The 23,025-nt window shown below is 65.5% G+C and carries 24 protein-coding genes and 1 pseudogene; 15 read left to right on the top strand and 10 right to left on the bottom strand.

Translation table 11 applies throughout. The features are described 5' to 3' along the window. Positions 1 to 28 precede the first annotated feature (28 nt). The 4 genes and pseudogenes from AB0M22_RS21320 (at position 29) to AB0M22_RS21305 (ending at position 1,741) form a co-directional block, all read left to right on the top strand. Entirely contained in the window at positions 29 to 259 is a 231-nt protein-coding gene (locus AB0M22_RS21320) for a hypothetical protein (RefSeq protein WP_364729253.1), read from the top strand. Beyond that, entirely contained in the window at positions 256 to 789 is a 534-nt protein-coding gene (locus AB0M22_RS21315) for a DNA repair ATPase (protein WP_364729250.1), read from the top strand. Before AB0M22_RS21320 ends, AB0M22_RS21315 begins: the two co-directional genes overlap by 4 nt. Next, positions 695 to 1,452 (top strand): annotated as a pseudogene (locus AB0M22_RS21310) (DNA repair ATPase). The gene AB0M22_RS21315 and the pseudogene AB0M22_RS21310 overlap by 95 nt, the downstream one beginning before the upstream one ends. After that, entirely contained in the window at positions 1,442 to 1,741 is a 300-nt protein-coding gene (locus AB0M22_RS21305; protein ID WP_364729247.1) for a hypothetical protein, read from the top strand. Before AB0M22_RS21310 ends, AB0M22_RS21305 begins: the two are co-directional and overlap by 11 nt. A gap of 36 nt (positions 1,742 to 1,777) precedes the next feature. On the opposite strand, the gene AB0M22_RS21300 is transcribed toward AB0M22_RS21305, so the two are convergent. Beyond that, entirely contained in the window at positions 1,778 to 2,032 is a 255-nt protein-coding gene (locus AB0M22_RS21300; RefSeq protein ID WP_364729244.1) for a hypothetical protein, read from the bottom strand. Between the two features lie 472 nt (positions 2,033 to 2,504). On the opposite strand from AB0M22_RS21300, the gene AB0M22_RS21295 reads away from it, so the two are divergent. The 4 genes from AB0M22_RS21295 (at position 2,505) to AB0M22_RS21280 (ending at position 7,065) form a co-directional block, all read left to right on the top strand. After that, the gene (locus tag AB0M22_RS21295) at positions 2,505 to 2,957 is read left to right on the top strand and encodes a CBS domain-containing protein (protein WP_364729241.1); all 453 of its coding nucleotides are present in this window, start codon (positions 2,505 to 2,507) and stop codon (positions 2,955 to 2,957) included. 28 nt (positions 2,958 to 2,985) lie between these two features. Continuing rightward, positions 2,986 to 4,275: an ArsB/NhaD family transporter gene (locus AB0M22_RS21290; RefSeq protein WP_364729238.1), complete on the top strand. Its 1,290-nt coding sequence runs from the start codon at positions 2,986 to 2,988 to the stop codon at positions 4,273 to 4,275. Positions 4,276 to 4,328: 53 nt separating this feature from the next. Further along, positions 4,329 to 6,443, top strand: a complete 2,115-nt coding sequence (locus AB0M22_RS21285) for an acyltransferase family protein (RefSeq protein WP_364729235.1) — start codon at positions 4,329 to 4,331, stop codon at positions 6,441 to 6,443. Positions 6,444 to 6,513: 70 nt separating this feature from the next. Next, complete coding sequence (locus AB0M22_RS21280; RefSeq protein ID WP_364729232.1) at positions 6,514 to 7,065, top strand: TerD family protein; 552 nt, start codon at positions 6,514 to 6,516, stop codon at positions 7,063 to 7,065. Between the two features lie 5 nt (positions 7,066 to 7,070). On the opposite strand, the gene AB0M22_RS21275 is transcribed toward AB0M22_RS21280, so the two are convergent. From AB0M22_RS21275 to AB0M22_RS21240, 8 genes are all read right to left on the bottom strand, one after another. Beyond that, on the bottom strand, positions 7,071 to 8,291 hold the full coding sequence (locus AB0M22_RS21275; protein ID WP_364729229.1) for a cation:proton antiporter: 1,221 nt from the start codon (positions 8,289 to 8,291) through the stop codon (positions 7,071 to 7,073). A 349-nt stretch (positions 8,292 to 8,640) separates the two neighbouring features. Continuing rightward, positions 8,641 to 9,309, bottom strand: coding sequence for an MspA family porin (locus tag AB0M22_RS21270; protein WP_364729226.1), 669 nt, complete (start codon positions 9,307 to 9,309; stop codon positions 8,641 to 8,643). A 64-nt stretch (positions 9,310 to 9,373) separates the two neighbouring features. Further along, positions 9,374 to 10,048, bottom strand: a complete 675-nt coding sequence (locus AB0M22_RS21265; RefSeq protein WP_364729869.1) for an MspA family porin — start codon at positions 10,046 to 10,048, stop codon at positions 9,374 to 9,376. Positions 10,049 to 10,271: 223 nt separating this feature from the next. Beyond that, positions 10,272 to 11,036: an ectoine/hydroxyectoine ABC transporter ATP-binding protein EhuA gene (ehuA, locus tag AB0M22_RS21260; protein WP_364729866.1), complete on the bottom strand. Its 765-nt coding sequence runs from the start codon at positions 11,034 to 11,036 to the stop codon at positions 10,272 to 10,274. Positions 11,037 to 11,079: 43 nt separating this feature from the next. After that, positions 11,080 to 11,757: an ectoine/hydroxyectoine ABC transporter permease subunit EhuD gene (gene ehuD / locus AB0M22_RS21255; protein WP_364729223.1), complete on the bottom strand. Its 678-nt coding sequence runs from the start codon at positions 11,755 to 11,757 to the stop codon at positions 11,080 to 11,082. Next, positions 11,757 to 12,476 (bottom strand): amino acid ABC transporter permease, encoded by a 720-nt coding sequence (locus tag AB0M22_RS21250; RefSeq protein WP_364729220.1) that lies wholly within the window; start codon positions 12,474 to 12,476, stop codon positions 11,757 to 11,759. The genes ehuD and AB0M22_RS21250 overlap by 1 nt, the downstream gene beginning before the upstream one ends. A 3-nt stretch (positions 12,477 to 12,479) precedes the next feature. After that, positions 12,480 to 13,367, bottom strand: a complete 888-nt coding sequence (gene ehuB / locus AB0M22_RS21245) for an ectoine/hydroxyectoine ABC transporter substrate-binding protein EhuB (protein WP_364729217.1) — start codon at positions 13,365 to 13,367, stop codon at positions 12,480 to 12,482. A gap of 37 nt (positions 13,368 to 13,404) precedes the next feature. Further along, positions 13,405 to 14,262 (bottom strand): phytanoyl-CoA dioxygenase family protein, encoded by an 858-nt coding sequence (locus AB0M22_RS21240; protein WP_364729214.1) that lies wholly within the window; start codon positions 14,260 to 14,262, stop codon positions 13,405 to 13,407. Between the two features lie 332 nt (positions 14,263 to 14,594). On the opposite strand from AB0M22_RS21240, the gene AB0M22_RS21235 reads away from it, so the two are divergent. The 6 genes from AB0M22_RS21235 (at position 14,595) to AB0M22_RS21210 (ending at position 20,569) form a co-directional block, all read left to right on the top strand. Further along, positions 14,595 to 15,305 (top strand): response regulator transcription factor, encoded by a 711-nt coding sequence (locus AB0M22_RS21235; RefSeq protein ID WP_364729211.1) that lies wholly within the window; start codon positions 14,595 to 14,597, stop codon positions 15,303 to 15,305. Continuing rightward, positions 15,292 to 16,698 (top strand): HAMP domain-containing sensor histidine kinase, encoded by a 1,407-nt coding sequence (locus AB0M22_RS21230; RefSeq protein ID WP_364729208.1) that lies wholly within the window; start codon positions 15,292 to 15,294, stop codon positions 16,696 to 16,698. Before AB0M22_RS21235 ends, AB0M22_RS21230 begins: the two co-directional genes overlap by 14 nt. 228 nt (positions 16,699 to 16,926) lie before the next feature. Next, the gene (locus AB0M22_RS21225; RefSeq protein ID WP_364729205.1) at positions 16,927 to 17,121 is read left to right on the top strand and encodes a hypothetical protein; all 195 of its coding nucleotides are present in this window, start codon (positions 16,927 to 16,929) and stop codon (positions 17,119 to 17,121) included. Beyond that, on the top strand, positions 17,118 to 17,678 hold the full coding sequence (locus tag AB0M22_RS21220) for a hypothetical protein (protein WP_364729202.1): 561 nt from the start codon (positions 17,118 to 17,120) through the stop codon (positions 17,676 to 17,678). The genes AB0M22_RS21225 and AB0M22_RS21220 overlap by 4 nt, the downstream gene beginning before the upstream one ends. Positions 17,679 to 17,751: 73 nt before the next feature. Next, positions 17,752 to 18,159, top strand: a complete 408-nt coding sequence (locus AB0M22_RS21215; protein WP_364729199.1) for a hypothetical protein — start codon at positions 17,752 to 17,754, stop codon at positions 18,157 to 18,159. A 166-nt stretch (positions 18,160 to 18,325) separates the two neighbouring features. After that, the gene (locus AB0M22_RS21210) at positions 18,326 to 20,569 is read left to right on the top strand and encodes a hypothetical protein (RefSeq protein WP_364729196.1); all 2,244 of its coding nucleotides are present in this window, start codon (positions 18,326 to 18,328) and stop codon (positions 20,567 to 20,569) included. Positions 20,570 to 20,579: 10 nt separating this feature from the next. On the opposite strand, the gene AB0M22_RS21205 is transcribed toward AB0M22_RS21210, so the two are convergent. Beyond that, positions 20,580 to 21,071 (bottom strand): MarR family transcriptional regulator, encoded by a 492-nt coding sequence (locus AB0M22_RS21205; protein ID WP_364729193.1) that lies wholly within the window; start codon positions 21,069 to 21,071, stop codon positions 20,580 to 20,582. A gap of 89 nt (positions 21,072 to 21,160) precedes the next feature. Here AB0M22_RS21205 and AB0M22_RS21200 point away from each other — a divergent pair, with 89 nt between their 5' ends. After that, a complete protein-coding gene (locus AB0M22_RS21200; RefSeq protein WP_364729190.1) occupies positions 21,161 to 22,927 on the top strand; it encodes a chloride channel protein in 1,767 nt (588 codons plus the stop codon). Positions 22,928 to 23,025 lie beyond the last annotated feature (98 nt).

Below are 23,025 nucleotides of genomic sequence, written 5' to 3'. Positions count from 1 at the left end.
CAGGGGGATTCCGCAGAAAGCCAAGGCGATGGCGGCGCGCGACGCCACCCGTCTGCACGAGGAATACCGACTGCGGTTGGCGATGGAAAAGGAGGTGGAACTGGCCAAGATCGATGCACACCGGGCGGTCGCCGGGGCACAGGCGGACGTACTCGCCGCCGGGCTCGCGACGGCGAACATCGACATCGTTGGAGGGGAGTCGATGTTCCTGGACCGCCTGGTGGGCTCGATCGGCCTCGGCAAGGGACTGGCCAAATGACCACCGCGCCACAGCACCACCGGGAAATGACGGCCACCGTGGCCGCGCCCGTCCCGGCCACGGTGGCCGATCTCGACGACAGCACCTACGCGGTATTGCGAGCCCGCCTGCAGGCACGGGCCGACGAATTGGCCCGGCGCGGCGCACAACTCAACGACCGCCGCATCGAGGGGTTCGGCGGGATCGAGATGACGCTGCTCGGCACCGAGTACATCCGCACCGAACACAACTGTGTGCCCCGCGATGTAGTCGCGCTGGCTGATGGTCGAATGGTGTTCGGTTACAACGTGTTCCTCGGTCTCCAGCCGGAGACCGAGGTGGGCGATGTGTTCGCGGTGCAACCGATTCCATGGCACCGGTGCGGAATTCGGCTTCACGCAGGGCAATCCGGCGGGGCTGCTGAACAGCGATCAGTTCCGGCGCGACTTCGCCGAGTTGTATCGGTACTACCGCCGGACCCGGCTGCTGCGATTGCGGCGGGTGGACGGGCTGCTGCTCGCGGTGTTCCAGACTGGTCGGCGCACCGATGACATAAGATGTTGCGCTGGCGGACCGATGCGGAAGGCGGCGCCGGCTACCTGGACAACCGTGGTGAACGCGATCACCCGTTCCCGCCCGCGTACGAATTCGGTTGGACCGAAACGACCCGCGACGACCAGGTGCCCGGTCGTCACCCACACCTGTCCATCCTCGGCGAGGTGTTCGTGGAAACGCTCGCAGGCACGCTCACCATCAAGATCGAGAACAACACCGAAACCGGCGCCGGGATCTACCCGGAACCGGTCGATGAGCCGTTGCAAAGCCTCGCCAATGCCGACGTACACTACGCCCGGCTCGGTGCGCTGATCCTGTTGCGCATCCGCCCTTACAACGAAACCGCATGGCGTCACCCGGTTTTCAACGTCCGAACCAGAACAGTGGCGCGCCTGGACGGTATCGGAGCCGCCTGCCGCCTACTCCCCGACGATCAGGGCATCATCTTTCCCGGCGGGTACTACCTTGCGACCGGCGCACACAAGACCTTCGACACCCCGGTCGCCGATCTGGAGTACGAACGCACCATCCGGGCGGACAACGGCGAGGACGTGCTGTATGTCTTCCACGCCAGGGACCGAACCCCCGTTCCACCTCCAGGGTTCCTACCGCGACATGAACGGGCTGGCCCAGCGCATCGTCCCGGTCATGAACGATGACGAGGTGGCTGCCCTGATCGACGACCACTACATCGCCGATGCCCAAACTCTGGCCGCGGACGCTGAAGCGAACCTGCTCAAACTTGCCGAACTCCGCAACCGACTCACCCCCGCCCAGTCCACCCGCTGGACGGAGATCAAGGCCGCTTATTGCCGTACGCAAGCGCTCGGCGGCGCTGACGACGATCCGCTGACCCACGCGATCGGCGCCATCGGCCTGCTGGCCGACCGGATCGGCGCCATCGAAACCGCCATCCGCGCGGTCGAATCCGAGCCACGCGCGGGCTGACGTGCGACCAGTCCGCCGAGCTGCCCAGCCCGGTGATCACGGACTCGGTCGCGGCACGTTGACGTCGCAGTTGTCGACGGTCGGGTGCAAACCGAGGTAGTTCAGCGGCCCGGCGAAGATGGTCACCGCAATGGTTCCGGTGCTCGCGCAGTTGGTCGGTGCGCTCTCGTAGTAGTGCCGTTGCCAACCAGCTATCGCACCGATGATCAGCCACGCGAACGCCAGCACCATGACAACGCTGGTGAACCTCGAGCGGCCACCGATGCCCTCGATATAGATTCGCCTTCTCATGTCATCCCCATGTCGTCGAATACCGCCCCGCTCGTGGGTGTTTCGGGATGCGGACGTGTTGATTCTCCAAGTAGACGCCGCCCCGCCCACGAAGTAAACACCGCGGCCCGCATCGGATAGCCCGAGCGTTTTCTCGACAGCTGAGGCAACGGTGCGGTCACCATCGAGTGGCTGGTTCGCGCGGGTAGACACTGCGGACAATGGCCGGTCGGGGCCGCGTCGGCGATGAATGCCGACGTCGTTGCGCTGGGCGCGGGGTTTGCCCTGACGGATCTTTTACGGCATCTTTACGGGTGGTGTGCCGGGAAGTCTGGTCGGCAAACCCGGCTCGTGATCGCGGGTCGGGCGGCTGGTCATGGGAGATTTCTGTTGCTTACTTTTACGTGCAGCGCGACCATGTCCCACTTGCCGTCTGCCGATGACAGCAGGCGATCTGGGGTACGCCGCGTCTATCACGTCGTATCGTTCAAAGATGCAGGCAAGTCAGATAGCCGAGGACTACCCGTCGGTGCGGATGGATTCCGATGCGCTGGCCGCGGCGAAGCTGCTGGCCGAGCATCGGCTGCCGGGGATCGTCGTGACCGACGGGGATCAGGTACCTCGGGCCGTGCTGCCTGCCTCGCAGGTGGTGCGTTTCCTGGTACCGGGGTATATCCAAGACGATCCGTCGCTGGCCGGGGTGTTGTCGGAGTCGGTGGCCGACCGGGTCGCGGACGCGTTGCGCGGCAAGACTGTTGGTCAGCTGCTGCCGGACTCGGCAGCGAAACCGGTTGTACCGGTAGTTCGCGCCGACGACACGGTGATCGAGGTCGCCGCGCTGATGGCGCGGTGCCGTTCTCCGCTGGTCGCGGTGGTCGAGGGCAAGCGGATGGTCGGAGTGATCACCGCGTCGAGGTTGTTGCAGGTAACACTCGCCGGCACCTGAACGGCAACGGTCCCGCGGGTGGTCTGCGATGACCGCGATCGCGATCGTCGTGTTCGTGGCGGCGTATTCCCTGATCGCCACCGAACGCATCCATAAAACCAAGGCCGCGCTCGGCGGGGCCGCGATCGTACTCGCCGCGGGTGTGCTCGATTCCGGGGACGCGTTCTTCTCCCACGACACCGGCGTCGATTGGGACGTCATCCTGCTGTTGTTCGGGATGATGGTCATCGTCGGTGTGCTGCGCCAAACCGGCGCGTTCGAGTTCGCCGCGATCTGGGCGGCCAAGCGCGCCAAGGGATCTCCGGTGCGCGTCATGATCCTGCTCACCCTGATCACCGCGATTGCCTCGGCGTTCCTCGACAACGTCACCACCGTGCTGTTGATCGCCCCGGTCACCCTGCTGGTGTGCGACCGGCTCGATATCCGGCCCGCGCCGTTCCTGATCGCGGAGGTGCTAGCTTCCAACATCGGTGGCGCCGCCACCCTGATCGGTGATCCGCCCAACATCATCATCGGCAGCCGAAGCGGGTTGACGTTCAACAGCTTCCTGGTTCACATGGCGCCGATCGTGGTGATCGAGCTGGTCGTATTCACCCTCATCCTGCCGATCCTGTTCCGTGGGTCCTTCAATACCACTCCGGAACGCATCGCGGATGTGATGACCCTCGATGAGCGCGAAGCTATCCGGAATCCACGACTGCTGGCCAAATGCGGTGTCGTGCTGCTGGCGGTGTTCATCGGGTTCGTCGGTCATTCCTGGCTGCATGTCGATCCCGCGATCGTGGCGCTGCTGGGTGCGGGCGTGCTGGTGCTGATCTCGGGGACCGAGCCCGAGGATTACCTCTCCGGTGTCGAGTGGGAGACGTTGCTGTTCTTCGCCGGGTTATTCGTGATGGTCGGTGCGTTGGTGAAAACGGGTGTCGTGGAGACGATGGCGCGCTGGGCCGCCGACGCGACCGGCGGTAACGCTCTGGTAGCGGTCATGTTGATTCTCGGGGTGTCCGCGCTGTTGTCCGGAGTTATCGACAACATTCCGTACGTGGCCACGATGAGTCCCCTGGTCGCCGATCTCGCCGCAGGCATCGATAACCCGGTGCATTCGGACGCGTTGTGGTGGTCGCTGACCATGGGCTCGGACTTCGGCGGCAACCTGACCGCGGTCGGCGCGAGCGCCAACGTGGTCATGCTCGGCATCGCGGCCAAGGCGGGGGCGCCGATCTCGTTCTGGGAGTTCACTCGCAAGGGCGCGGTCGTCACCGCGATCACCATCGTGGTGGCGGCGCCGTATTTGTGGCTGCGTTACTTCGTCTTCGGCTGACCTCCGGAACTACCGCCCGGCCCGAACCTGTTGAATTGTGAGAGGAGCAGTCGGTGCAGATTTCGCCTGACACTGCCGCACTCGACACGGCCGAGGGCTCAGCTCAGCACTCGAGGAGAGCGATCGACCTGACTGCCCGCTCGACGGTGCCGGAATATCGGCACGACCTGGATGGACTGCGCGGCATCGCCATCGCGTTGGTGGTGCTGTTCCACGTGTGGATGGGCCGGGTCTCGGGCGGGGTGGATGTGTTCCTGGTGTTGTCCGGGTTCTTCTTCACCGGCATGCTGCTGCGCCGCGGCGATACGCTCGGCACAATCGGCGTCACGCGGATCATGCGGCGAACCGCACGCCGGCTGCTGCCCGCGTTGACGGTGGTGCTCGCGGCGGTTGTCGTCGCGACGGTGGTGCTGCGGCCGTATACCCAGTGGGGCGACATCGCTGATCAAACGCTGGCCTCGGCGCTGCACTACCAGAACTGGCAGCTCGCGTACGCCGGGCTGGACTACGCCGCACCCGATCCGACGGTGAGTCCGCTGCAACACCTCTGGTCGATGGCGGTACAGGGCCAGTTCTATCTCGTGATGACCGCGGTGCTCGGGATCTGGCTGTGGACGTTTTCGCGCACATCGCCGAACGGGTTGCGCCGCTTCGGTTTACTTGCCCTGTTGGGCGTGGTCGCGGCGATGTCGTTCTGGTACGCGATGAACGGTACAGCGCAGCACCAAGCCTGGACCTACTACGACAGCGCTGCCCGGGCGTGGGAGTTGCTCGCCGGGGCGGCGCTCGCGGTGGCCGCACCGTGGATCGCACTGCCCGGACGCCTGCGCACCGGGCTGGCGATCCTCGGCCTCGCCGGGGTGCTCTCCTGTGGACTGCTGATCGACGGAGGTTCCCGGTTCCCCGGTCCCGCGGCCCTGTTCCCCGTCGCCGCGGCGGCGGCGCTGATCGTGTCCGGCATGAACATCGCGCCCGCTCGGCGACCGCTGGTCAACAAGTTGCTCGGCACCTGGCCGCTCACCGAGCTCGGTAACCTGGGATACGCCCTGTACCTGTGGCATTGGCCGATACTGATCTTCTATCTCGCTGAATACGGCGAGACCGCCCCCGGCATCGGTGGCGGACTGCTGGTGATCGCCGCCTCGCTCGTGCTGGCCTCGGCGACGTACCTGCTGATCGAAACACCACTGCGGGCGCGTGCTACGCCGACGCCCGTCGCGCGGTGGCGTCGCCGCGGTACCGGATCGGTGGTGGCGGCGCTCGGCCTCGGCGTACTGATCGCGGTGTTCGGGTGGCAGGCCGTCCTGAAAGCCAATCCGGCCCGGCCGCCGTCGGCGCTGGATGCCACCGAATACCCCGGGGCAGCGGTACTGGCGGCCGCGAAGGGCAGCACGCCGGAGCGGATGCGGCCCACGGTATTCGAAGGCGCGAAAGACGCACCGCGACCGACCTTCGACGGCTGCATCACCCCGAATCGGGAGGTGCGCAGCTGCGTCTACGGCGACGAGTCCGCGTCCCGCACCATCGCGGTGGTAGGTGGATCCCATTCCGAGCACTGGTTGCCCGCGCTCGAAGTGCTTGCGGGCGAACAACATTTCCGTATCGCGACCTTCTTGAAGGAAGGCTGTCCACTCACCTTCTCCGACGAGCCGTCCTACGCTCGCGCACCGTTTCCCGAATGCCACGAATGGTCCGCGGAAGTGCTGGACCGGCTGGCCGACGAGCGACCGGATTGGGTTTTCGTCACCGCCACCCGCCCGCGTACCGACAGCGGGGACGACGTGCCGCCGGAGTATCTCGACGTCTGGTCGGCCCTGTCGGACCGCGGCCTGAACACCCTCGCCATCCGCGACACACCGTGGCTGCGTCGCGACGGAGTCGCCTACCGCGCCGTCGACTGTCTCGCCCACCGCGGCTCTGCCGACAGCTGCGGCATGGACCGTACCGACGCGCTCGAACCGGACAACCCGGCCGAACAGCTCGCCTCGGCGTACCCGCATATCTATCCGCTCGACCTGAGCGACGATGTCTGCCGAGCGGACCGGTGCCGCGTCGTCGAGGGCAACGTCCTGGTCTACCGCGACGAACACCATCTCACCGCCAGCTACGCCCGCACGCTCGCACCCGAACTCGGCCAGCAGATCGGCGCGGTGACGCAGTGGTGGTGAAGGTCGAGTCCAGCACGGTTCGGCGGGGCGGCAGCAGAGCCGCGGTCGCCAGAAAAGAGGGGGTTAACCCATGTTCATCACACTCCACGACGAGAGCGGCAGCGCGCTCGACTACGTCACCATGGCACTCGGCTGGGATCCGGTCCGCACCCGCCGCTGGTTCGGCGCGCACAGCAAAGACATCGATCTCAACGCCGCCGCACTGCTGTTCGCCGACGATCAGATCGTCGACGTCGTCTACCACGAGCAACTCATCTCCCGCGACGGCGCGATCCGCCACCTCGGCGACAGCACCACCGGACAAGGCAAGGGCGACAACGAGATCATCACCGTCGACCTGACCCGATTGACCCCGCACATCAACGCGGTGGTCTTCATCGTGACCTGTTACACGGGTCAAACCTTCGAACAGATCGAGAATGCGTTCTGCCGCTTGATCGACAGCGTGACCGGTGTCGAGATCGCCCGCTACGACCTCAGCGGCGGCGGATCGCACACCGGCCTGGTGATGGGCAAGGTATTCCGCACCGACGACGTCTGGCAGTTCCAGTCGATCGGCGACGCCATCAACGCACGACATCCCGCCGAAGCGGTAGCCCAGGTACGAGCCATGCTGGTCTGACCGAGTCAGGCAACGGTGTCCGGCGCAGCACCGTGCGCCGGCGCCTTACGTCCGGTCGGCAGATTGTCCGGTGGTTCCACCCGCAGCACCCGCGCAACCGGAACGTCGGTCGAGGAATGCAGCACGATCGACAACGCGATCGTCACGGCGACCAGATCGAACACGAGCTCGCTGTCGGCGATCTCGGATTGCAATGCCAGCAACCCGTAGACCACCGATGCGAAACCCTTGGGGCCGAACCACGCTGCCGCCGCCCGCTCCGGTCCGCTCAACGAGGTCCGCAGCAATGAGATCATCATCGCCGCGGGCCGGACCAGCACGATGGCGAGCACCGCCACCGCCCAGCCGCCGACACCGAGGTGGCCGAGGCGATCCGGCGTGATCAACGCACCGAATACCAGCAGCGCGGCGAATTTCGTGATTTCCGAAAGGAGTTCGCCGAACGGCTCGTAGTGCTCGGCCGCTACCCGATCCAGCGTTGCCAGTGTGGAACCCGCAGCGAACGCCGCCAGGTACGGATTGGCGTGCGTGAGATGGCACAACCCGTACAGGGTGACCGCAATGGCCAACGGCCCCAACGCTTGCAGCCGCGGCTCCGCGGTCAGAATCTTCGACCGCCAAGCGAACGCGACGACCGCGGGCACCGCGATGCCGAGCACCACACCGAGTACCAGCTCCACCGCGATGTGCCCGAGTCCGGACTCGTGATGGGCCGCGGTCGCGAGAAAGATCAACACGAACGGCAACGCCAGACCGTCGTTGAGCCCGGACTCCACATTGAGCAGTCGCCGCAGCCGCACCGGAATATCGCTGCGCCCCACGATCGCCGCGGCGAACACCGGATCGGTGGGCGACAAGATGGCGCCGAGCAGGAACGCGGTCGGCCAGTCCAAACCGGCGAGCCAGTGCGCGGGCAGCGCGATCAGGATCATGGTCAACGGCATCGCCAAGCCGAGCGCACGACCCGACAATCGCCAACCTTCGCGCAGCGCGGGCAGATTCGCCCGTTGGCCGTCGGTGAACAGCACGGTGAACAGCGCGACATCGGCCAGTACGACCACCAGTCCGTCGCGCGGCTCGATCGTGACGAACCCGAATCCACCCTGCCCGATCAGCGCTCCCGCCAGCAGGAAGAGCAGTGCCGTCGACAACACCGTCCTGGCGGCCACTCCGGACAGCGAAACGCTGACCAGCAACACCACTCCGAACGCAAGCACCAGCGCCATCTGTCCCCCTCGAGCCATTGAGCGCTGCCCGTCGTTTCGGGGTCACGCTGCCGACCAGACTTCCCGGCACACCACCTGTAAAGATGCCGTAAAGAGTGCCCGCAGGCAAATGCTGGACGTGGCGGGTCCTGAAGCGCCGAAGCGGGATTCGCAAACTCCTGCCGAACCGGACGCGGTCCGGGTACTCTGCCCACTCGCCCACAGAAGGGAGCCCGCCATGGCCGAAGTCGCCGCAGTAGCGCTTATCGGGCTATTCGTCGGTCTTGCCCTACTCATACGTCGCATGAATCGTTCGCGCGACTGAATGGGCCCGGCGTGTCCGCCGGGCCCATCTTGTCCCCCTACCGGATCAGCCGATGCTGAACGGCTGGCCCCACAGGGTCACGACGGACTTGACGTTCTCGGTCTCGACCTTCACCTTCACGAAGGCCCGAGCCTGCGCGTAACCGGCGCAGCCGTTCACGCCCAACGTCGAATCCGCCCAGGTCACACTGCCATTGGCGCCCTTGAACTTGTTGCGCTTCTGGTGCGACTCGTCGCCGTAGTCGTCGGCTTCCTCGAGATCGAGCAGGTACATCGCCTTGGACTGACCGGGACCGAGTGACAGGCTGCCGCCTGCTTTGCCGCCGACCTCGGGCTTCTTGCCTTCCCAATCGGTCTTGGCATCGACACCGCCGGTCGCGCCACCGCCGGCGATATTCACCTGGCAGCCGACGATGTAGCCGGGGTAGATCTTGCCGCCCTTGGCATTCGGGCCGGCCAGTTCGACCTGCGCGCTGCCCGAGACCCACGTGTTGCGGTGCAGCGGAGTCGAACCCATCGACGGGTTGATGTTGGCCGACTCGCCGACCAGTCGCACCGTCACCACGGTGCCGTCGGACAAGGTCCGAGAAATCTCCCCGCCCGGCAGCGCTACGAAGGTGTCTGCGTTCGCGGCGCCGGTGGAGAACAGGCCGAGCGCCACAGTGGCGGCCGCGCCGATCCCGGCGGCCCGCGCCATCGTCTTTCGGTTGAACATTACTCGATACCCTTCAGGGTTGAATTTGCCGGAGCGAAAAAAGGATTCAGTGAGATGGACCAGGTCAGCCGATGCTGAACGGCATGCCGTACAGGCTGGTCTTGGAGTAGTTGTCGCCGATGATCTCGACCACCGAGTAGGCGCGCGCCTGCGCGTAACCCGCACAGCCCTGGATCTCCATCTCCACGTCCTGATATTCGACCGAGTACGTCCCGGCCTTCTTGATGTCCTTGCCGTCGATCTCGACGAACTTCACCTGGCCGGGGCCGAGTTTCAGACCGAGCGATCCACCGGCGCTGGCGCCACTGAGGCTCACGCCGCCGGAGACACCGGCCGAGATCGCACTGTCGGAAATGCTGACCTGGCAACCGACGATGTATCCGGAACTCAGCCTGGACACACCGTGCGTCGAGGAGTTGTTGGTGCCGGGGGCGCCGGCCGCGCCATTGGTGGGCCCCGCCTTACCTTCCGGGGTGGCGGCGACATCCGCCATGACAGTCCCCGATACCCACACGGTCCGTCCCGCGCCGTTGGCCGACAGCGACGGCGAGATCAACGCGCTTTCGTGGGTGCGCGTGACCTTCACATCAGGTCCCAGCCGCTCGCCGTCCGGCAGCGGCACAAAGGTGTCGGCGTTCGCCGCACCAGTCGAGAACAGGCCCATGGCAACAGCGGCGGCCGCGCCGATACCCAGCGCGCGGGCGGTGCGGCGCGCACCGTTGGAGCGGTTCATGCTCATTCTTTCCCTCATCAGATCCCAGCGATCCGCCTCGGCGTTCGAGGCGGAAATGGCTTCAGCAGCCGAAGGAATCCTTATCGACCATTCGGACAAAAAGGTGAACAAGCGACGCCACACACATTGAACGGGTCGTAACGTACGTGTGTCCGTCATATTTCGACCGCATGACAGCGGTTTTGCGGCCGTGCGACATCCGCGGCCGGAACCGCGATGATCTTTCGTTTCAACGCGCGTCGAGCACGGCCCGTAGAAATTCCTTGGTGCGGTCGTGTTCGGGCGCGGTGAAAATCTGTTCGGGGCCCCCCTCCTCGAGCACCCGCCCCGAATCGAACATCAACACACGATCTGATACCTTGCGAGCGAACCGCATCTCGTGGGTCACACACAGGAACGTGATGTCGGTGCTGTCGGCGATATCGGCGAGCAGATGCAGTACTCCGGTCACCAACTCGGGGTCCAGCGCCGAAGTCACTTCATCGAGCAGCAAGACCGCCGGATCCATTGCCAGCGCACGGGCGATCGCCACCCGCTGCTGCTGGCCGCCGGACAATTGCCCGGGGCGGGCGTCGATCTTGTCGGTGAGCCCGACCAGCTCGAGCAATTCCAGTGCCCGCTGTTCGGCCGTGTCTTTCGACTTGCCGAGACCGCGCACCGGTCCTTCCGTGACGTTGCGCAGCACAGACATGTTCGGAAACAGGTTGAACTGCTGGAACACCATGCCGATCCGCTGGCGCATCCGGCGCAGGTGCGCCTCGTCCGCGGGTACCAGGCGATCGCCTCGGCGCATATGGCTCAGATATTCTCCGGCGACTTCGATAGTGCCCGAGTTTATCCGTTCCAATGTCATGATCAGCCGCAGAATTGTCGTCTTACCGGATCCGGAGGGTCCGATCAATGTGACGAATTCACCGGGCGTAACAGCGAAATTGAGCTGATTCAGGCACACCTTGTCGCCGTAACGCATTTCCACATCGGTGAACCGGATCATGTGCTCCGGCGAGCCTGCGCCGCTTTCCGGGACCAACGGCAACTCAGACCTTTTCGACACGTCTTTCCAACTTTCGTACCAGAATCGAGCTCGGATAGCTCAGCGCAAGGAAGGTCAGACCGACCGCGAACCACGCCTCGGGGCCCGCTCCCCCGGTGTCTGCCGCGTACACCGTCTTGACCTGGTAGACCATGTCGAGAATGACGATCGAGGACAACAGCGGAACTTCCTTGAACATCGCGATGGTGTAATTGCCCAACGCGGGCAGCACGCGCGGAATCGCCTGCGGCAGGATCACGTCGGTCCAGGTACGCAGCCGAGGCAGACTCAGCGCGGTAGCCGCCTCCCACTGGGCCGCGGGCACGGCTTCGATACCCGCCCGGAACACCTCCGAGGTGTAGCAGGCGTAATGCACCCCCAGAGCCGTCACACCGACCACGAGACGTTGGGTATCGATGGGCAACGCGCCGAGCAACTCCGGACGGACTACCCAGTAGAGCACGAAGACCTGCACGAGCAACGGTGTGCTGCGGACGAATTCGATGAAAGCCCACAGCAATTGGTCGACCATCGGGATCCGCATGCGCCGGATGACCGCGAATATCAAGCCGAGGACATAGGCGACGAGCGAACCGAGCACGGTGTACTCGATCGTCACGACCAGACCGTCCCAGATGAACGGGAAAGCGTCGAAGAAGCGGTCCCACCGCCACTTCTGCATCAGATCACCCCTGCGGATTTCGCGGCCCGGCGCGACGCGACCGGCCGGCCTGCCCGCCGAGCGGCCAGGCGTTCCAGGAACCGCATGATCACCGTGATGGCGATCGCGATGAGCAGATACACGACCAGCTGGATCGAATAGATGACGCCGAGCTCACGGGAGAACGCGGGCACAGCGCGCAGTTCATCCGCCTTCTTGAAGATCTCCGGCACCGCGATGAAGCTCAGCAGCGCGGTCGCCTTGACCAACTGGATGAACAGGTTGTTGAACGACGGGATCATCTCCACCACCGCCTGCGGCAGTACGACCCGCCACATCCGTTGCCACGGTGAGAGATTCACCGATATAGCCGCCTCAATTTGCGCGGCGGGCACAGAACGTATTGCGCCCCTGACAATCTCAGCCCCATAAGCACCGTGATTGAGCCCGAGCACGATGATTCCGATGAGCAGCAGTCCCTGCGCGGTCGCCCCGAGGGTGACCCCGAAGAAGATCGGGATCGCGACCGCGAAGAAGAACAACTGCACGACCTCCGACGTACCCCGGAATCCCTCGACGTACAGGCGGCTGACGAATCGGACGGATCGCGACGGTGACAACATCGCGATCCCGGCGAGGAAGGACAGCGCGACGGTCAGCGCGATTCCGCCGACCGTCGCCCAGACCGTGAACGGCAGGCCATCGAGGATGCGCTCCAGGTAGATGGAGAGGTTCGACACCGGTCAGGCCGTGCAGTATTGCTCGGCAGTCGCGGCCGGGTCGGGCTCGTTCGCCGCGGTAAGACCGAACGGCTTCGCCAGTTCGAGCCATTCACCGCTCTCGTGCAACGCGCGCAACTCCCGATTGAAGTCCGCGCGGAACTCGTCGTCGCCGATCCGGAAGTTGAACGTACCGACGTCGGGCCGGGTACCGAATCGGAACGATGGGCCGACCGCCAACTTGGCGTCCGGATTGGCCTTTACCAGCCAGGCGGCGGTGACATCGAGCATCGCGGCGCCGTAGACATCACCGTTGCGCACCGCGCGAAGGATGTCGTCCTGCTTCGCCATCGGCTCGATCAGCTGCCCGGGCACGCCGGCGGACTCGGCGTAACCGTTCTCGACCGCGCCACCGAGGGTGGCGATCCGCACGCCCTCCCTGGTGATGTCCTCGAACCGAGTGATGTTGCGCGGGTTGCCTTCCGGTACCAGAAACGCTGAACCCACCTGGTAATCCGGGACAGCGAAGGCCGAACTCTCGCATCGCTTCGGATTGATGAACATGCCCGCCGCGACGAAAGCGTAGTTCTTCGCCCTGACCCCGTCGATGAGTCCGTCGAAATCGGTGACTACGCCTTCGATCTCGTTGATACCGAGTCGTTTCAGCACTGCGCGCGCCACGGTCGGCGCGTAGCCGGTCAGCTGCCCGTCTGCGCCGAGGAACGACCACGGCGCCTCATTGGCGAAGCCGACCTTGATCTTGCCCGAGGACTTGGCGTCTTCGTAGGTCACCGCGGCCGCGTCGTTTCCGCCGATACCGCAGCCGGACAACACGCCCACGGCTGTGATCGCGACGAATGCGGCCATGCAGCGGCGAAACCGTCCGCGTGGCCGGTTGAATCCGATCTTCATGATCAGACCGTTCCCTTCTCTCTGCAATGCCGGCCGCTCAGCGCGCCGGCCCGAAGACCGAGTCCGCGGAGTCCGAATCGACCGGCCGGTTCTCCTCGCTGTTGAACACGAGGACCAAGCTCGAGCGCGGGAACGGAGTGATGTTGTTCGACGAGCCGTACATCAGGTTCGAGTCGAACAGCAGCGCCGCGCCCGCCCTGCCGGTGAACTGGGTGATCCCGTGCTTGTGCGCCAGTTCCGCGATATCCGCTGCGGCCGGAACGCCGATCTGCTGCTCCCGCAACGATTCCCGGGAATGCTTGGCCGGTGACCCGGGCGGGCACGGCACGAATGTGCGGTGCGAGCCGGGCATCAGCATGGGACTGCCATTGTGCGGAGTGTGATCGGACAGCGCGATGACGAGACTGACCGCGCGCGGTGTCGGCATGCTGTCCTCGGCGTGCCACATCTCGAAATCCGAATGCCAGTAGCAGCCTGAGCCATGGAATCCAGGAAAGAAGTCCGCCCGGCTCTGGTGGAGATAGGCCACCGATCCGAGTATGTGCCCGACGAGTTCGAGGATTCGTGACTCCCGCGCCACCTCGGTGACCAGCGGGCTGAGCCGATGGATGCCGAAGACCGAATGCGCCTCGTCGGAGCCGCTGCCGATCGTCGATCGGCCGTCGTCGTCCCACGCCGGATCGTCGGCCAGCCTGCCGATCTCGGCGCGCAAGTCGACGACCGCGCCCGGATCGAGCAACTCCTCGAAGACGAGGAAACCCTCGGACTCGAACGCGGCCAAGCCATCCGATTCCATCGGTCCCCACACGGCGGGGTCGGTCCGTTCGAACGGTGCTGCCCGAGTGGTCGTTCTGGTCCGGTACCGATCGGTCCCGGCGTTGTCGGGCAACGACATTCAGTTGACTCCTTGACTCTGCACGATCGATTCAGGCTGGCGTACAAACTTTGCGATGGTGCGGTCGAACGCTTTACGCTCAGATGACGAAATAGGCCGAACTCTCGGGTCAGCCGACCCTGGCGAGGTTCGCACCGTTGGCACCCGGCACCAATGCCCCGATACCCGGCGTGCCCGAACCGTGAGCGACGCCTCGCGGATGGTTTGACCTGGCCTCAGCGTGGGTAACCTCCTTCCTGTTCGCCGCGACTGGCACGCCCTCGCCAACATCGACGTTTCCGATGTGATTTCATGGCCCTGCGGATGGCCCACACGTGTGCAAGGGAAGTTCTATGGCTGCCAACCTCCTGATCGTGGAGGACGATGACCGGGTCAGAACCGCGTTGCGGATGGCGATGGAGGATGAGGGATACGATGTCGCCGAAGCCGAACAGGCCGAGATCGCGCTCGACCATGTGCGTGACCACGGCGCTCCGGACGTGATGATCATCGACCTGATGCTCGGCGGGATGGACGGTTTCACCTGTATCCGGGAAGTTCGGCGCGACCACGATGTCCCGATCATCGTCGTCAGCGCCCGGGACGACACTCATGACGTGGTTGCCGCGTTGGAGGCAGGTGCCGACGACTTCGTGACCAAGCCGTTCGAAGTCAAGGAGATCACCGCGCGTATGCGCGCGTTGCGGAGGCGGGCGGGGCTGGTCACCGAGCGCGACATTTCCGACGATGTGGTGCTCGACGCCGACCCGCGCGGACGCCTGGTGCTCTCACCCAGCCGAGGCACCGTGCACAAAGGCGACGAGGAAGTGCACCTCACCCTGACCGAGTTCCGGTTGCTCTGCGAGTTGGCCGAGGCCGTCGGCCGCGTGCTGAGCCGAGCGGTACTACTTGAACGCGTCTGGGACCGCGGCTTTTTCGGCGATGAGCGGATCGTCGACGTGCACATGCGCAGGCTGCGCACCAAGATCGAGCGTGACCCCTCCGATCCGCAGATCGTGGTCACCGTGCGCGGGCTCGGATATCGACTCAATGCCCAACGCTGAACCGCTTCCCCGGCGGAAGTGGCTGGGCGAGATACGCAGCGTGCGCGGGCGCGTCGTGCTGGCCTTCGCCTTGAGCGCCAGCCTGGTCTCACTGGTCCTGGTGATCTCGGTGTTCATCATCGGCCGTGGCTATATGGAGTCCCAGCGCGAACGCACCGTCGAGCGGGTAGCCGGGGCGCACGCGGAACTGCTACACGCCCGTTTGGCCGCCCCGGGTGCCTCCGCATCGGCGGCGCTGGCCACGCTCACTCCACCGCCCGACACCGTCCTGGCGTTGCGGTGGCATTCGGACTGGTTTGTCTCCGACCCGGGTCTCGCCCCGGATCTGCTCGCCGATGTTCGGACATCGGGCACCGATCCGCTTCCGGCACAACGCCTCTCGTTGCGTGGCCATCCATATCTGCGGGCCGGCGCGCAGCTGGACACCACCGGCGCCATCCTGTACGAGTTCGCGCCGCTCACCGAGTTGGAGGCCACGCTGCGTGCGCTGCGCACGTTGCTCATCCTCTGCGCTCTGGTAGCCGCCACCGTCGGTGCGGCGCTCGGCGTCTGGGCGAGCCATCGCGCACTGAAACCGCTGCACCAGGTCGCGGGCGCAGCGGCGCGCATCGCTTCGGGCGAACTCGAACTGCGGCTGCCACACACGCACGATCGTGACCTCGCGACCACGGTCGATGCTTTCAACGCCATGGTGGATTCGTTGCAGCAGCGGATTGATCGGGAGCGACGTCTGGTCGCCGATATCGGCCACGAACTGCGCACCCCGCTGACCACCCTGACCACCAGCGTGGGCGTCATGGCGCGGCATCAGGACGAGCTGCCGGAACGGCCGCGCAAGGCATTCGGCCTGATCAGTGCGGAACTCGAGCATCTGCGTCGGCTGCTCGACGATCTGCTGGCGCTCGCCAGAGCCGAGGCGGGTATTCATCGTTCAGAGCTCGAACCGCTACCGCTGCGCGAATTGGTGACCTACACGCTGGCCGGACGGAAGTTCCCGCCCGAACTGCTCACCGTGGCCGATGCGGTCTCGGTCGACGGGCGCAAGATCGAACTCGAGCGTGCCCTGGCCAACCTGCTCGAGAACGCCGACCGGCACGGCGGCGGGGTTGTCGCGGTGACCGTCGTCCACGACGGCAACGACGCAGTGATCCAGGTCGATGACGCAGGTCCCGGGGTGCCCGCTGCCGACCGCGACCGGATCTTCGAGCGTTTCGTCACCGCCAAAATCGGACGACGGGCCGGCACCGGCACCGGCATCGGGCTTGCCCTCGTGGCCGAAACAGTTGCCGCGCACGGCGGTTCGGTCACGTGCGCAGACCGCCCGGGCGGTGGCGCCCGTTTCGTTGTCCGGTTGCCCATCTCGCGCAGCGGTCGTCATGCGATCGCAAAGTAATCGATCGGGTACCGCAAGATCGATTTGGGAAAATCGACTCGTGAGACGGACCCGATCGATGCATCGCGTCCATGCTCCACGAAACCCGTGGAAATCGGCACGGCCCATCACTACGGCGGGCACCCGGCTCGATTTCGACAACGATGTCACCGTCGAGTCGGTGCCCGAACGATGGACTTACTCGGTGGCCACGATCTCATGCCAGGTGGAAGCGGAGTACTTGCCCGCATGAGCGAATCCTCGAACGAAGTCCGTGTACGGTTGCGCTACCCCGAGGGCGGAGCGGTGCTGGATTACCGCGTTTCGCGGGCGATCGCGGATCGCCTGGTTCGCGAATTGGGCAGGCACGGTGTGCATGTCACGGTGGACGACGACACGCACGACAAGCTGGCCAGCTTTCCCCATATCGAGATGTGGGGATGAGCACCCCGCGCGATCGAGTACTGGCCATGCGCCCCTGGAATCCCAACCCACTGATGCGCCGATCGGATCGAATCGAATCCTGGATCCGGATCGTCGTCGCTGCGGTCTGCCTGGCCACGGCCCCTATCGCAGGGTCGGTCGGCATTGCCGTCTATACCACGGCCGTCCAGCAGATTCGAGTCGCCAATGCGGCCAAGATCGAAGTTGTCGCGACCGTCGTCGACGATCCCGAAGCTTTCGGCCGCACTCGCCCGGCGTTCGCGACGGTGCGGTGGCGACGCGCGGGAGTTTCGGGCACCGCGATCGCGCCGGTGCCCAGCATCGCGAACCGCGGCGATCGGATTCGGATCTGGCTCGACGCCGACGAACGCCCGACTACACCGCCCATCGGGCCGGCCAAGGCAACTACCGCGGCCATCCGCGCTGCCGCGGTGGTGTTGCTCGGCGCGTGCGGTGTGGCAGTGGTGGTCACCGAATCGGCCCGTTGGTGCGCGATTCGCTATCAAAGCTTCCGCTGGGACCAACGGTGGCGCCGCTTCGATCGGCCCGTCGAGTGACGAACCGGCTCGTTCGCGGGCACCACCGACCTCTACGTTCTGACACACCGCGTTTCGCGGGGAAAGGAAAGGCGTGTTGCCAGCGTCCGGAACCGTCAGTAGTACTGACCCGCAGACCTTGATTCCGTCGACTCCGCTCAGGCTCCCGGACGCCGGCAACGCCTCCGGCATCACCCCGGTCTCCACCGGGCTGCGGATAGAGGCCCCCGGCACCTATCGGCTCAGCTACACCGTGAAGATCGTCCCGTCCGACCCGGCTGTTCCGCCGACAGCCAGACTGTTCCTCACGCTGAACACTCCGGACAGTGCGATCAACGGCACCACGGTCAGCGTCCACCACCCGACCGGACAAGTCGAAGTCGCTTCCGAGGTTGCCATGGTTACCCTGGCGCACGGCAACCTGATCCAAATCGTGCCGCTCGAGGTCATCGGGCAACTCTGCGTCGCCGCTGCCACGTTGACCGTCGAGCAGCTGCCCTGAGCTCGCGCGGCCCGGCGAAAACGTCGCCACCCGTCGCGGAACACAATGCACGCCAATGGCATCCGTCTGGCGACGGCGCCAGCGCAGGTCCGGCCCCGCATATCCGGTCGCATTATGCATATGGCAACTGTTGCAGAATGCTGCTATCGGGTAGGGTCTGGCACTCGTGGTGGCAACTGCGACGACGGAATCGCGCAACGAGGCGTATCGGTGGGGAGCGGTCACCGCACTCGGTGTGGTCGTCGGTTACGCGGCAGTACTGCTGGCGAACGCGCGGCATTTCTACACCGATGACACCGAATCCCAGTACGCCGCACTGTGGGTGATGCTGGGGCGGCACCTGCGCGACGGCCATTTTCCGGCGCTGGCGCCGTGGGAGTGGATGTCGGGCAACTATGCGATGGAAGAAGCGGGTTTGTACAACCCGCCGCAGTTGCTCATCGATCTGATCGCGCCGTCGGTGGATGATCTCGCGGTCTACGCGACCGTCGTGAAGCTGGTGTTCTCGATCATCGCCGCGCTCGGCGTGTTCCGGATCTGCGGTGAGTACGGCGCACGGGCGCCCTGGGCCGCGGTGGCCGGGATCGGGTTCACGCTCAGCGGATGGTTCCTGTTCTTCGATGAGGCGAGCTGGGCGACCTCGCTGACCGGTACCGCGTGGCTGGTCCATGCCTGGGCGTCGGGGGTCCGCTACGCGAGGGGACGCAGCGGGCCGATCCCGGCATTCGTGTTCTTGTACCTGGCGATCTCGGTCCAATACATCTTTCCCGCAGTGGAATCGGCGCTGATGATCGCCGCGGTGGCGGTCGGTGAAGTGGTCTATCAGCGCCGCTGGGCGCCATCAGTACGCCTAGTGCTGGCCGCGGGGTGTGCGGGGCTGGCCGGGTTGGAGACCTATCTGCCCGGGATGCTGTCCTCGGCGGCGACCTGGCGCGGTAACGAGCGGGTCCTCAATGATCCGTTTCTGACGGTGCCGTGGTCGGAGTCGCTCAACGCGAGCCTGCCGAGCACGGTGCCCGCGTTCACCGGATGGTGGGGATACGTCCAGCCACTGCCCATGGTGTACATCGCCTGGTTCTTGATTCCGGCGCTGGCGTTCATCGACTGGCGTGCGGCGGCGCGGTCGGCCAGGGAGCTCAGCGGAGTCGGACTGTTCGCGGCGGCGGCGCTGATGTGGACCGCGGGTCCCGGACGGATCGGGCCGTTGCGCTGGCCTGCCAGGGTGTTGCCGATGGTCGCGCTCGCACTGCTGGTGTTGGTGTGCGTATTGCTCAGTCGCCATGGGACTTTCACGCGGACGCGGAGCCGGGGTGTGGCCGCCACAGTGTTGATCGCGCTGTTGTTCGTGCGTTCGTTCTCGGCCGATCCGCATCACTTGATCCGGCATTTCGTCGCGGCCGTAGCCGTTCTCGTACTCGGCACGGTCGCGATGTGGCTCGGTCGCACCCGCGGAACCGCGGCTTTGTGCCTGCTGACCATCGGGGCCATGTTCCCGATTGCCTACCTCCAGGTGTCCACCGCGCCATCGACCCCACTGTCTTACAACTTCCCGGAACGGCGCTCGGAGATGAAGGCCGCGTTCCCCCATTTCGACGGCGTCACACTGCAATTGGCCGACCGTGGCCTGCTGCGGCCCGGCGACATGAACCTCGCGGGCGCCTACAGCTCGCTCGCGTTCGGCAACTACGCCAAGAATCTGGGGCTGGACTATGTCAACGCGTACACCCCCATCGGCCACGCCGCCTTCAGCGCGATGCTGTGTATGGGCTGGGACGGCAGCACCTGCCCGGACGCGTTCCGGCGCGCCTTCGCAACCGAATCATCCACGGGGCGAACGATTGTCGATCTGATGAAGGTCGACCGGGTCGTTCTGCAACGAGCACAGTTCCCCGACGTGCGGAACCAGCCCGCGCCGCCGGGCTGGCGATGGGTCGACTACCCCGGCCACGAACGCTACATCTGGGTGCTCGAACGAGTCGACGGACCGATCTCGACCCGCAACGGCCTGATCGCCGATTCCCCAGGGGTGACAGCGATCTCGACCTCGAGGCAGGACCTCACGAGCAGGGTGCGGGTCAGCTCTACCGAGGGCGGGCGAGTCGTCTTCGCCCGGCTCGCGTGGCCGGGATACCGAGTCAGCCTGCGGGGCAACGACATACCGGTGACCACGGTGGCGGGGACGTTCGTCGCCGTCGACGTACCAGCGGGCACCAACGATGCCGAACTGGTCCTGACCTGGCGGCCGCCCGGCTGGAAGATCGGGATCGGGACAGCACTGGGCGGCCTGGCCGGAATCGCCCTGCTGCAGTGGGCTTATGTTCGATATCGCCGCCGCGACACCGATGCATGCACCGATACCTCGACCTCCGAGCAAGAACCCGAGCGCGCGCTCGCGACTATCGGCTCGTGAAAACTGCCCGCTACAGCGGATAGGCCTGACTGCCTTCGGTCGCTGCGAACTCCCCACCCGCGGCGGTGAAGGCGTTGAGCGCGTCCACCAATCCGTGCCGCTGCGCCGCAGGCATGTTCTGTACCACTTGGGCGATTTCACGCCGGCGGCTCGCGGTGACCTCTGCGACGACCTCGCGCCCGTGGGGTGTCAGATCGATGATCAATTCACGGCGGGTCTGCGGATTCGGCTGCCGGGTGATCAGCTCGGCGGACAGCAATCGCTCGACCATGCGGGTCGCGGTCGAGGGCTGCACGTCCAATTGCTGAGCCAGCGTGGCCAGTTTCACCGGACCCTGCGTCGAAAGGATCACCAGCGTACGGAACTGCGGCAGGGTGATCGTGTCGTCGACGTGCGCGATCGACCGCGCCGAAATCGCGACCAGCAGGCGCGATGCGGTGAGCAACGCATCGGTCACCGCATCGACCGAGTCCCGGGTGACCGAGCGGGCTGGCGGCACCATCGTCCTCCTCAGTGGGTGTGATCCCTCGCATTTTACCGCCCACCAAGAATTGGCTATAACAACTGTTGCATACTGCCACTATGATTGGTGTGGACGCGGACAGACGAAGCTGGGCGGCGATTCCGCTGCCCCGTCGCGAATCAGCGGGGCGGTGGTTGCGGGAAAGCTCTTCGGCCGTAGTGCCGTTGGCCATCTTCGTCGGTATCGTGACCGGATTCGGCGCGGTGGGGTTCCGCTACTTGATCACCGAATTCACCTGGCTGGCGACCGGCCGCGATGAGTACGCGGGACTCGGACGAGTGTCGAGCCTGCATTTTCCGTGGCTCGGTCCATGGTTCCTGCTGCTCGCGCCGGTGCTGGCCGGGGCGATATACGGTCCGATCGTCTACCGGTTCGCGCCCGAAGCGCGCGGCCACGGCGTCCCCGAGGTGATGTATGCCGTGTCCGAGCACGGTGGCCGGATCGCTCCGCGAGTGACGCTGGTCAAGGCCTTCGCGTCGGCGTTGTGCATCGGTGGCGGCGGCTCGGTGGGACGCGAAGGCCCGATCGTTCAGATCGGCTCGGCGGCCGGATCCACACTCGCGCAAGTGTTTCGGTTCGACGCACCACGCATGAGACTCCTGGTCGCCTGCGGTGCGGCCGGCGGTATCGCAGCCACCTTCAACGCCCCGCTCGCGGGCCCGTTCTTCGCGATGGAATTGATTCTGCGGAATTTCGCCGCCGAATCGTTCGGCGCGGTCGTGCTGTCGAGCGTGACCGCCAGCGTCATCGGACGCGCGATGCTCGGCGATGAGCCATTCCTGACACTGCCTCAATTCGCGGTGCGCAGCCCGGTCGAGTACCTGCTGTATTTGGTCTTGGGTATTGTCGCGGGCGTTGTCGGGGTGTGCTTTTCCAAAGTGCTGTACCTGATCCACGATCTGTGTGATCGCGTGTGGCGTGGGCCGGAGTGGGCGCGGCCCGCCGTGGGCGGGCTGGTTCTCGGGGCGCTGCTGCTCGCGCTCCCGCAAATGTACGGCGTGGGATATCCAGTGTTGGAGAACGCTGTCGAAGGCCGCTATCTCATCGGCATGGTGTTGTTGCTGATGGTGGCGAAGATGCTGGCTACGAGCCTGACCATCGGCATCGGCGGATCCGGCGGGGTGTTCGCGCCGACGCTGTTCATCGGCGCGATGGCGGGCGTCGCGTTCGGCGATATCGCCCACCAAGGGCTGCCCGGCCTCACCGAGTCCGCGGGCGCGTACGGGCTGATCGGCATGGGTGCTGCGCTCGGCGGCGCGACTCGGGCGCCGATCACCGCCGTGATCATCCTGTTCGAGCTGACCGGGGAGTACACGATCATCCTGCCGTTGATGGCTGCTGTCGCGATGGCCGATCTGAGCTCCAGGCTGCTGTCGAAGGACACCATCTACACGCGAAAGCTGTTGCGCCGTGGCGTGGATATCGAGCGCCACCAGCCGGCCCGCCCCGAATTGCTGGCCCGTGATGTCGCACGCGAAGTGCCGAGCCCGCTCGACGAGGACACCGACGTGCGCGCCGCCGCGGACGCGCTGGCCCGATCAACGACGACGATGCTGCCGGTTGTCGGCGCGGACGGCTACTACCACGGCTGTGTCACCGCACGCGACATCGCCGAAGCCCTCGATGATCCGGAGGCCGCCGATACCGTGCGCACCTTGCTCACATTGCCACCGACGCTCGCCGTCGATGCCACGCTGCCCGAGATGCTGACCGCGCTCGTCGGTCACGACGGCACCGGCTTACCGGTGGTCGACCGCGCGCGCGGCGAGTTGACCGGGTGGATCGACTACGACGATGTGCTCATCGCGCTGCGTTCCACCGAACGACCGCACTGACCCCGACGGGCGCGTTGCCACGACCTGACCCAGCAGCGTCAGCACCCACGGCCGCCAAGCAAATTGCCTATAGCAACTGTTGCATACTGCCATTACCA

The organism is Nocardia sp. NPDC051756 (genome assembly GCF_040681495.1).
Lineage (GTDB): Bacteria > Actinomycetota > Actinomycetes > Mycobacteriales > Mycobacteriaceae > Nocardia.
Note: the sequence above shows the minus strand (reverse complement) of the source record. Positions and strands in the feature narration are given on the sequence as shown.

Excerpts from the sequence above, each read along its gene's own strand:
- AB0M22_RS21300 (WP_364729244.1), bottom strand. The coding sequence starts at position 2,032 with ATGAGAAGGCGAATCTATATCGAGGGCATCGGTGGCCGCTCGAGGTTC.
- AB0M22_RS21275 (WP_364729229.1), bottom strand. The coding sequence starts at position 8,291 with ATGGCGCTGGTGCTTGCGTTCGGAGTGGTGTTGCTGGTCAGCGTTTCG.
- AB0M22_RS21305 (WP_364729247.1), top strand. The coding sequence starts at position 1,442 with ATGAACGATGACGAGGTGGCTGCCCTGATCGACGACCACTACATCGCC.
- AB0M22_RS21290 (WP_364729238.1), top strand. The coding sequence starts at position 2,986 with ATGACCGCGATCGCGATCGTCGTGTTCGTGGCGGCGTATTCCCTGATC.
- AB0M22_RS21315 (WP_364729250.1), top strand. The coding sequence starts at position 256 with ATGACCACCGCGCCACAGCACCACCGGGAAATGACGGCCACCGTGGCC.
- AB0M22_RS21270 (WP_364729226.1), bottom strand. The coding sequence starts at position 9,309 with ATGTTCAACCGAAAGACGATGGCGCGGGCCGCCGGGATCGGCGCGGCC.
- AB0M22_RS21320 (WP_364729253.1), top strand. The coding sequence starts at position 29 with ATGGCGGCGCGCGACGCCACCCGTCTGCACGAGGAATACCGACTGCGG.
- ehuD (WP_364729223.1), bottom strand. The coding sequence starts at position 11,757 with ATGCAGAAGTGGCGGTGGGACCGCTTCTTCGACGCTTTCCCGTTCATC.
- AB0M22_RS21235 (WP_364729211.1), top strand. The coding sequence starts at position 14,595 with ATGGCTGCCAACCTCCTGATCGTGGAGGACGATGACCGGGTCAGAACC.
- AB0M22_RS21240 (WP_364729214.1), bottom strand. The coding sequence starts at position 14,262 with ATGTCGTTGCCCGACAACGCCGGGACCGATCGGTACCGGACCAGAACG.
- AB0M22_RS21225 (WP_364729205.1), top strand. The coding sequence starts at position 16,927 with ATGAGCGAATCCTCGAACGAAGTCCGTGTACGGTTGCGCTACCCCGAG.
- AB0M22_RS21220 (WP_364729202.1), top strand. The coding sequence starts at position 17,118 with ATGAGCACCCCGCGCGATCGAGTACTGGCCATGCGCCCCTGGAATCCC.
- AB0M22_RS21295 (WP_364729241.1), top strand. The coding sequence starts at position 2,505 with ATGCAGGCAAGTCAGATAGCCGAGGACTACCCGTCGGTGCGGATGGAT.
- AB0M22_RS21230 (WP_364729208.1), top strand. The coding sequence starts at position 15,292 with ATGCCCAACGCTGAACCGCTTCCCCGGCGGAAGTGGCTGGGCGAGATA.
- ehuB (WP_364729217.1), bottom strand. The coding sequence starts at position 13,367 with ATGAAGATCGGATTCAACCGGCCACGCGGACGGTTTCGCCGCTGCATG.
- AB0M22_RS21265 (WP_364729869.1), bottom strand. The coding sequence starts at position 10,048 with ATGAGCATGAACCGCTCCAACGGTGCGCGCCGCACCGCCCGCGCGCTG.
- AB0M22_RS21280 (WP_364729232.1), top strand. The coding sequence starts at position 6,514 with ATGTTCATCACACTCCACGACGAGAGCGGCAGCGCGCTCGACTACGTC.
- ehuA (WP_364729866.1), bottom strand. The coding sequence starts at position 11,036 with ATGATCCGGTTCACCGATGTGGAAATGCGTTACGGCGACAAGGTGTGC.
- AB0M22_RS21205 (WP_364729193.1), bottom strand. The coding sequence starts at position 21,071 with ATGGTGCCGCCAGCCCGCTCGGTCACCCGGGACTCGGTCGATGCGGTG.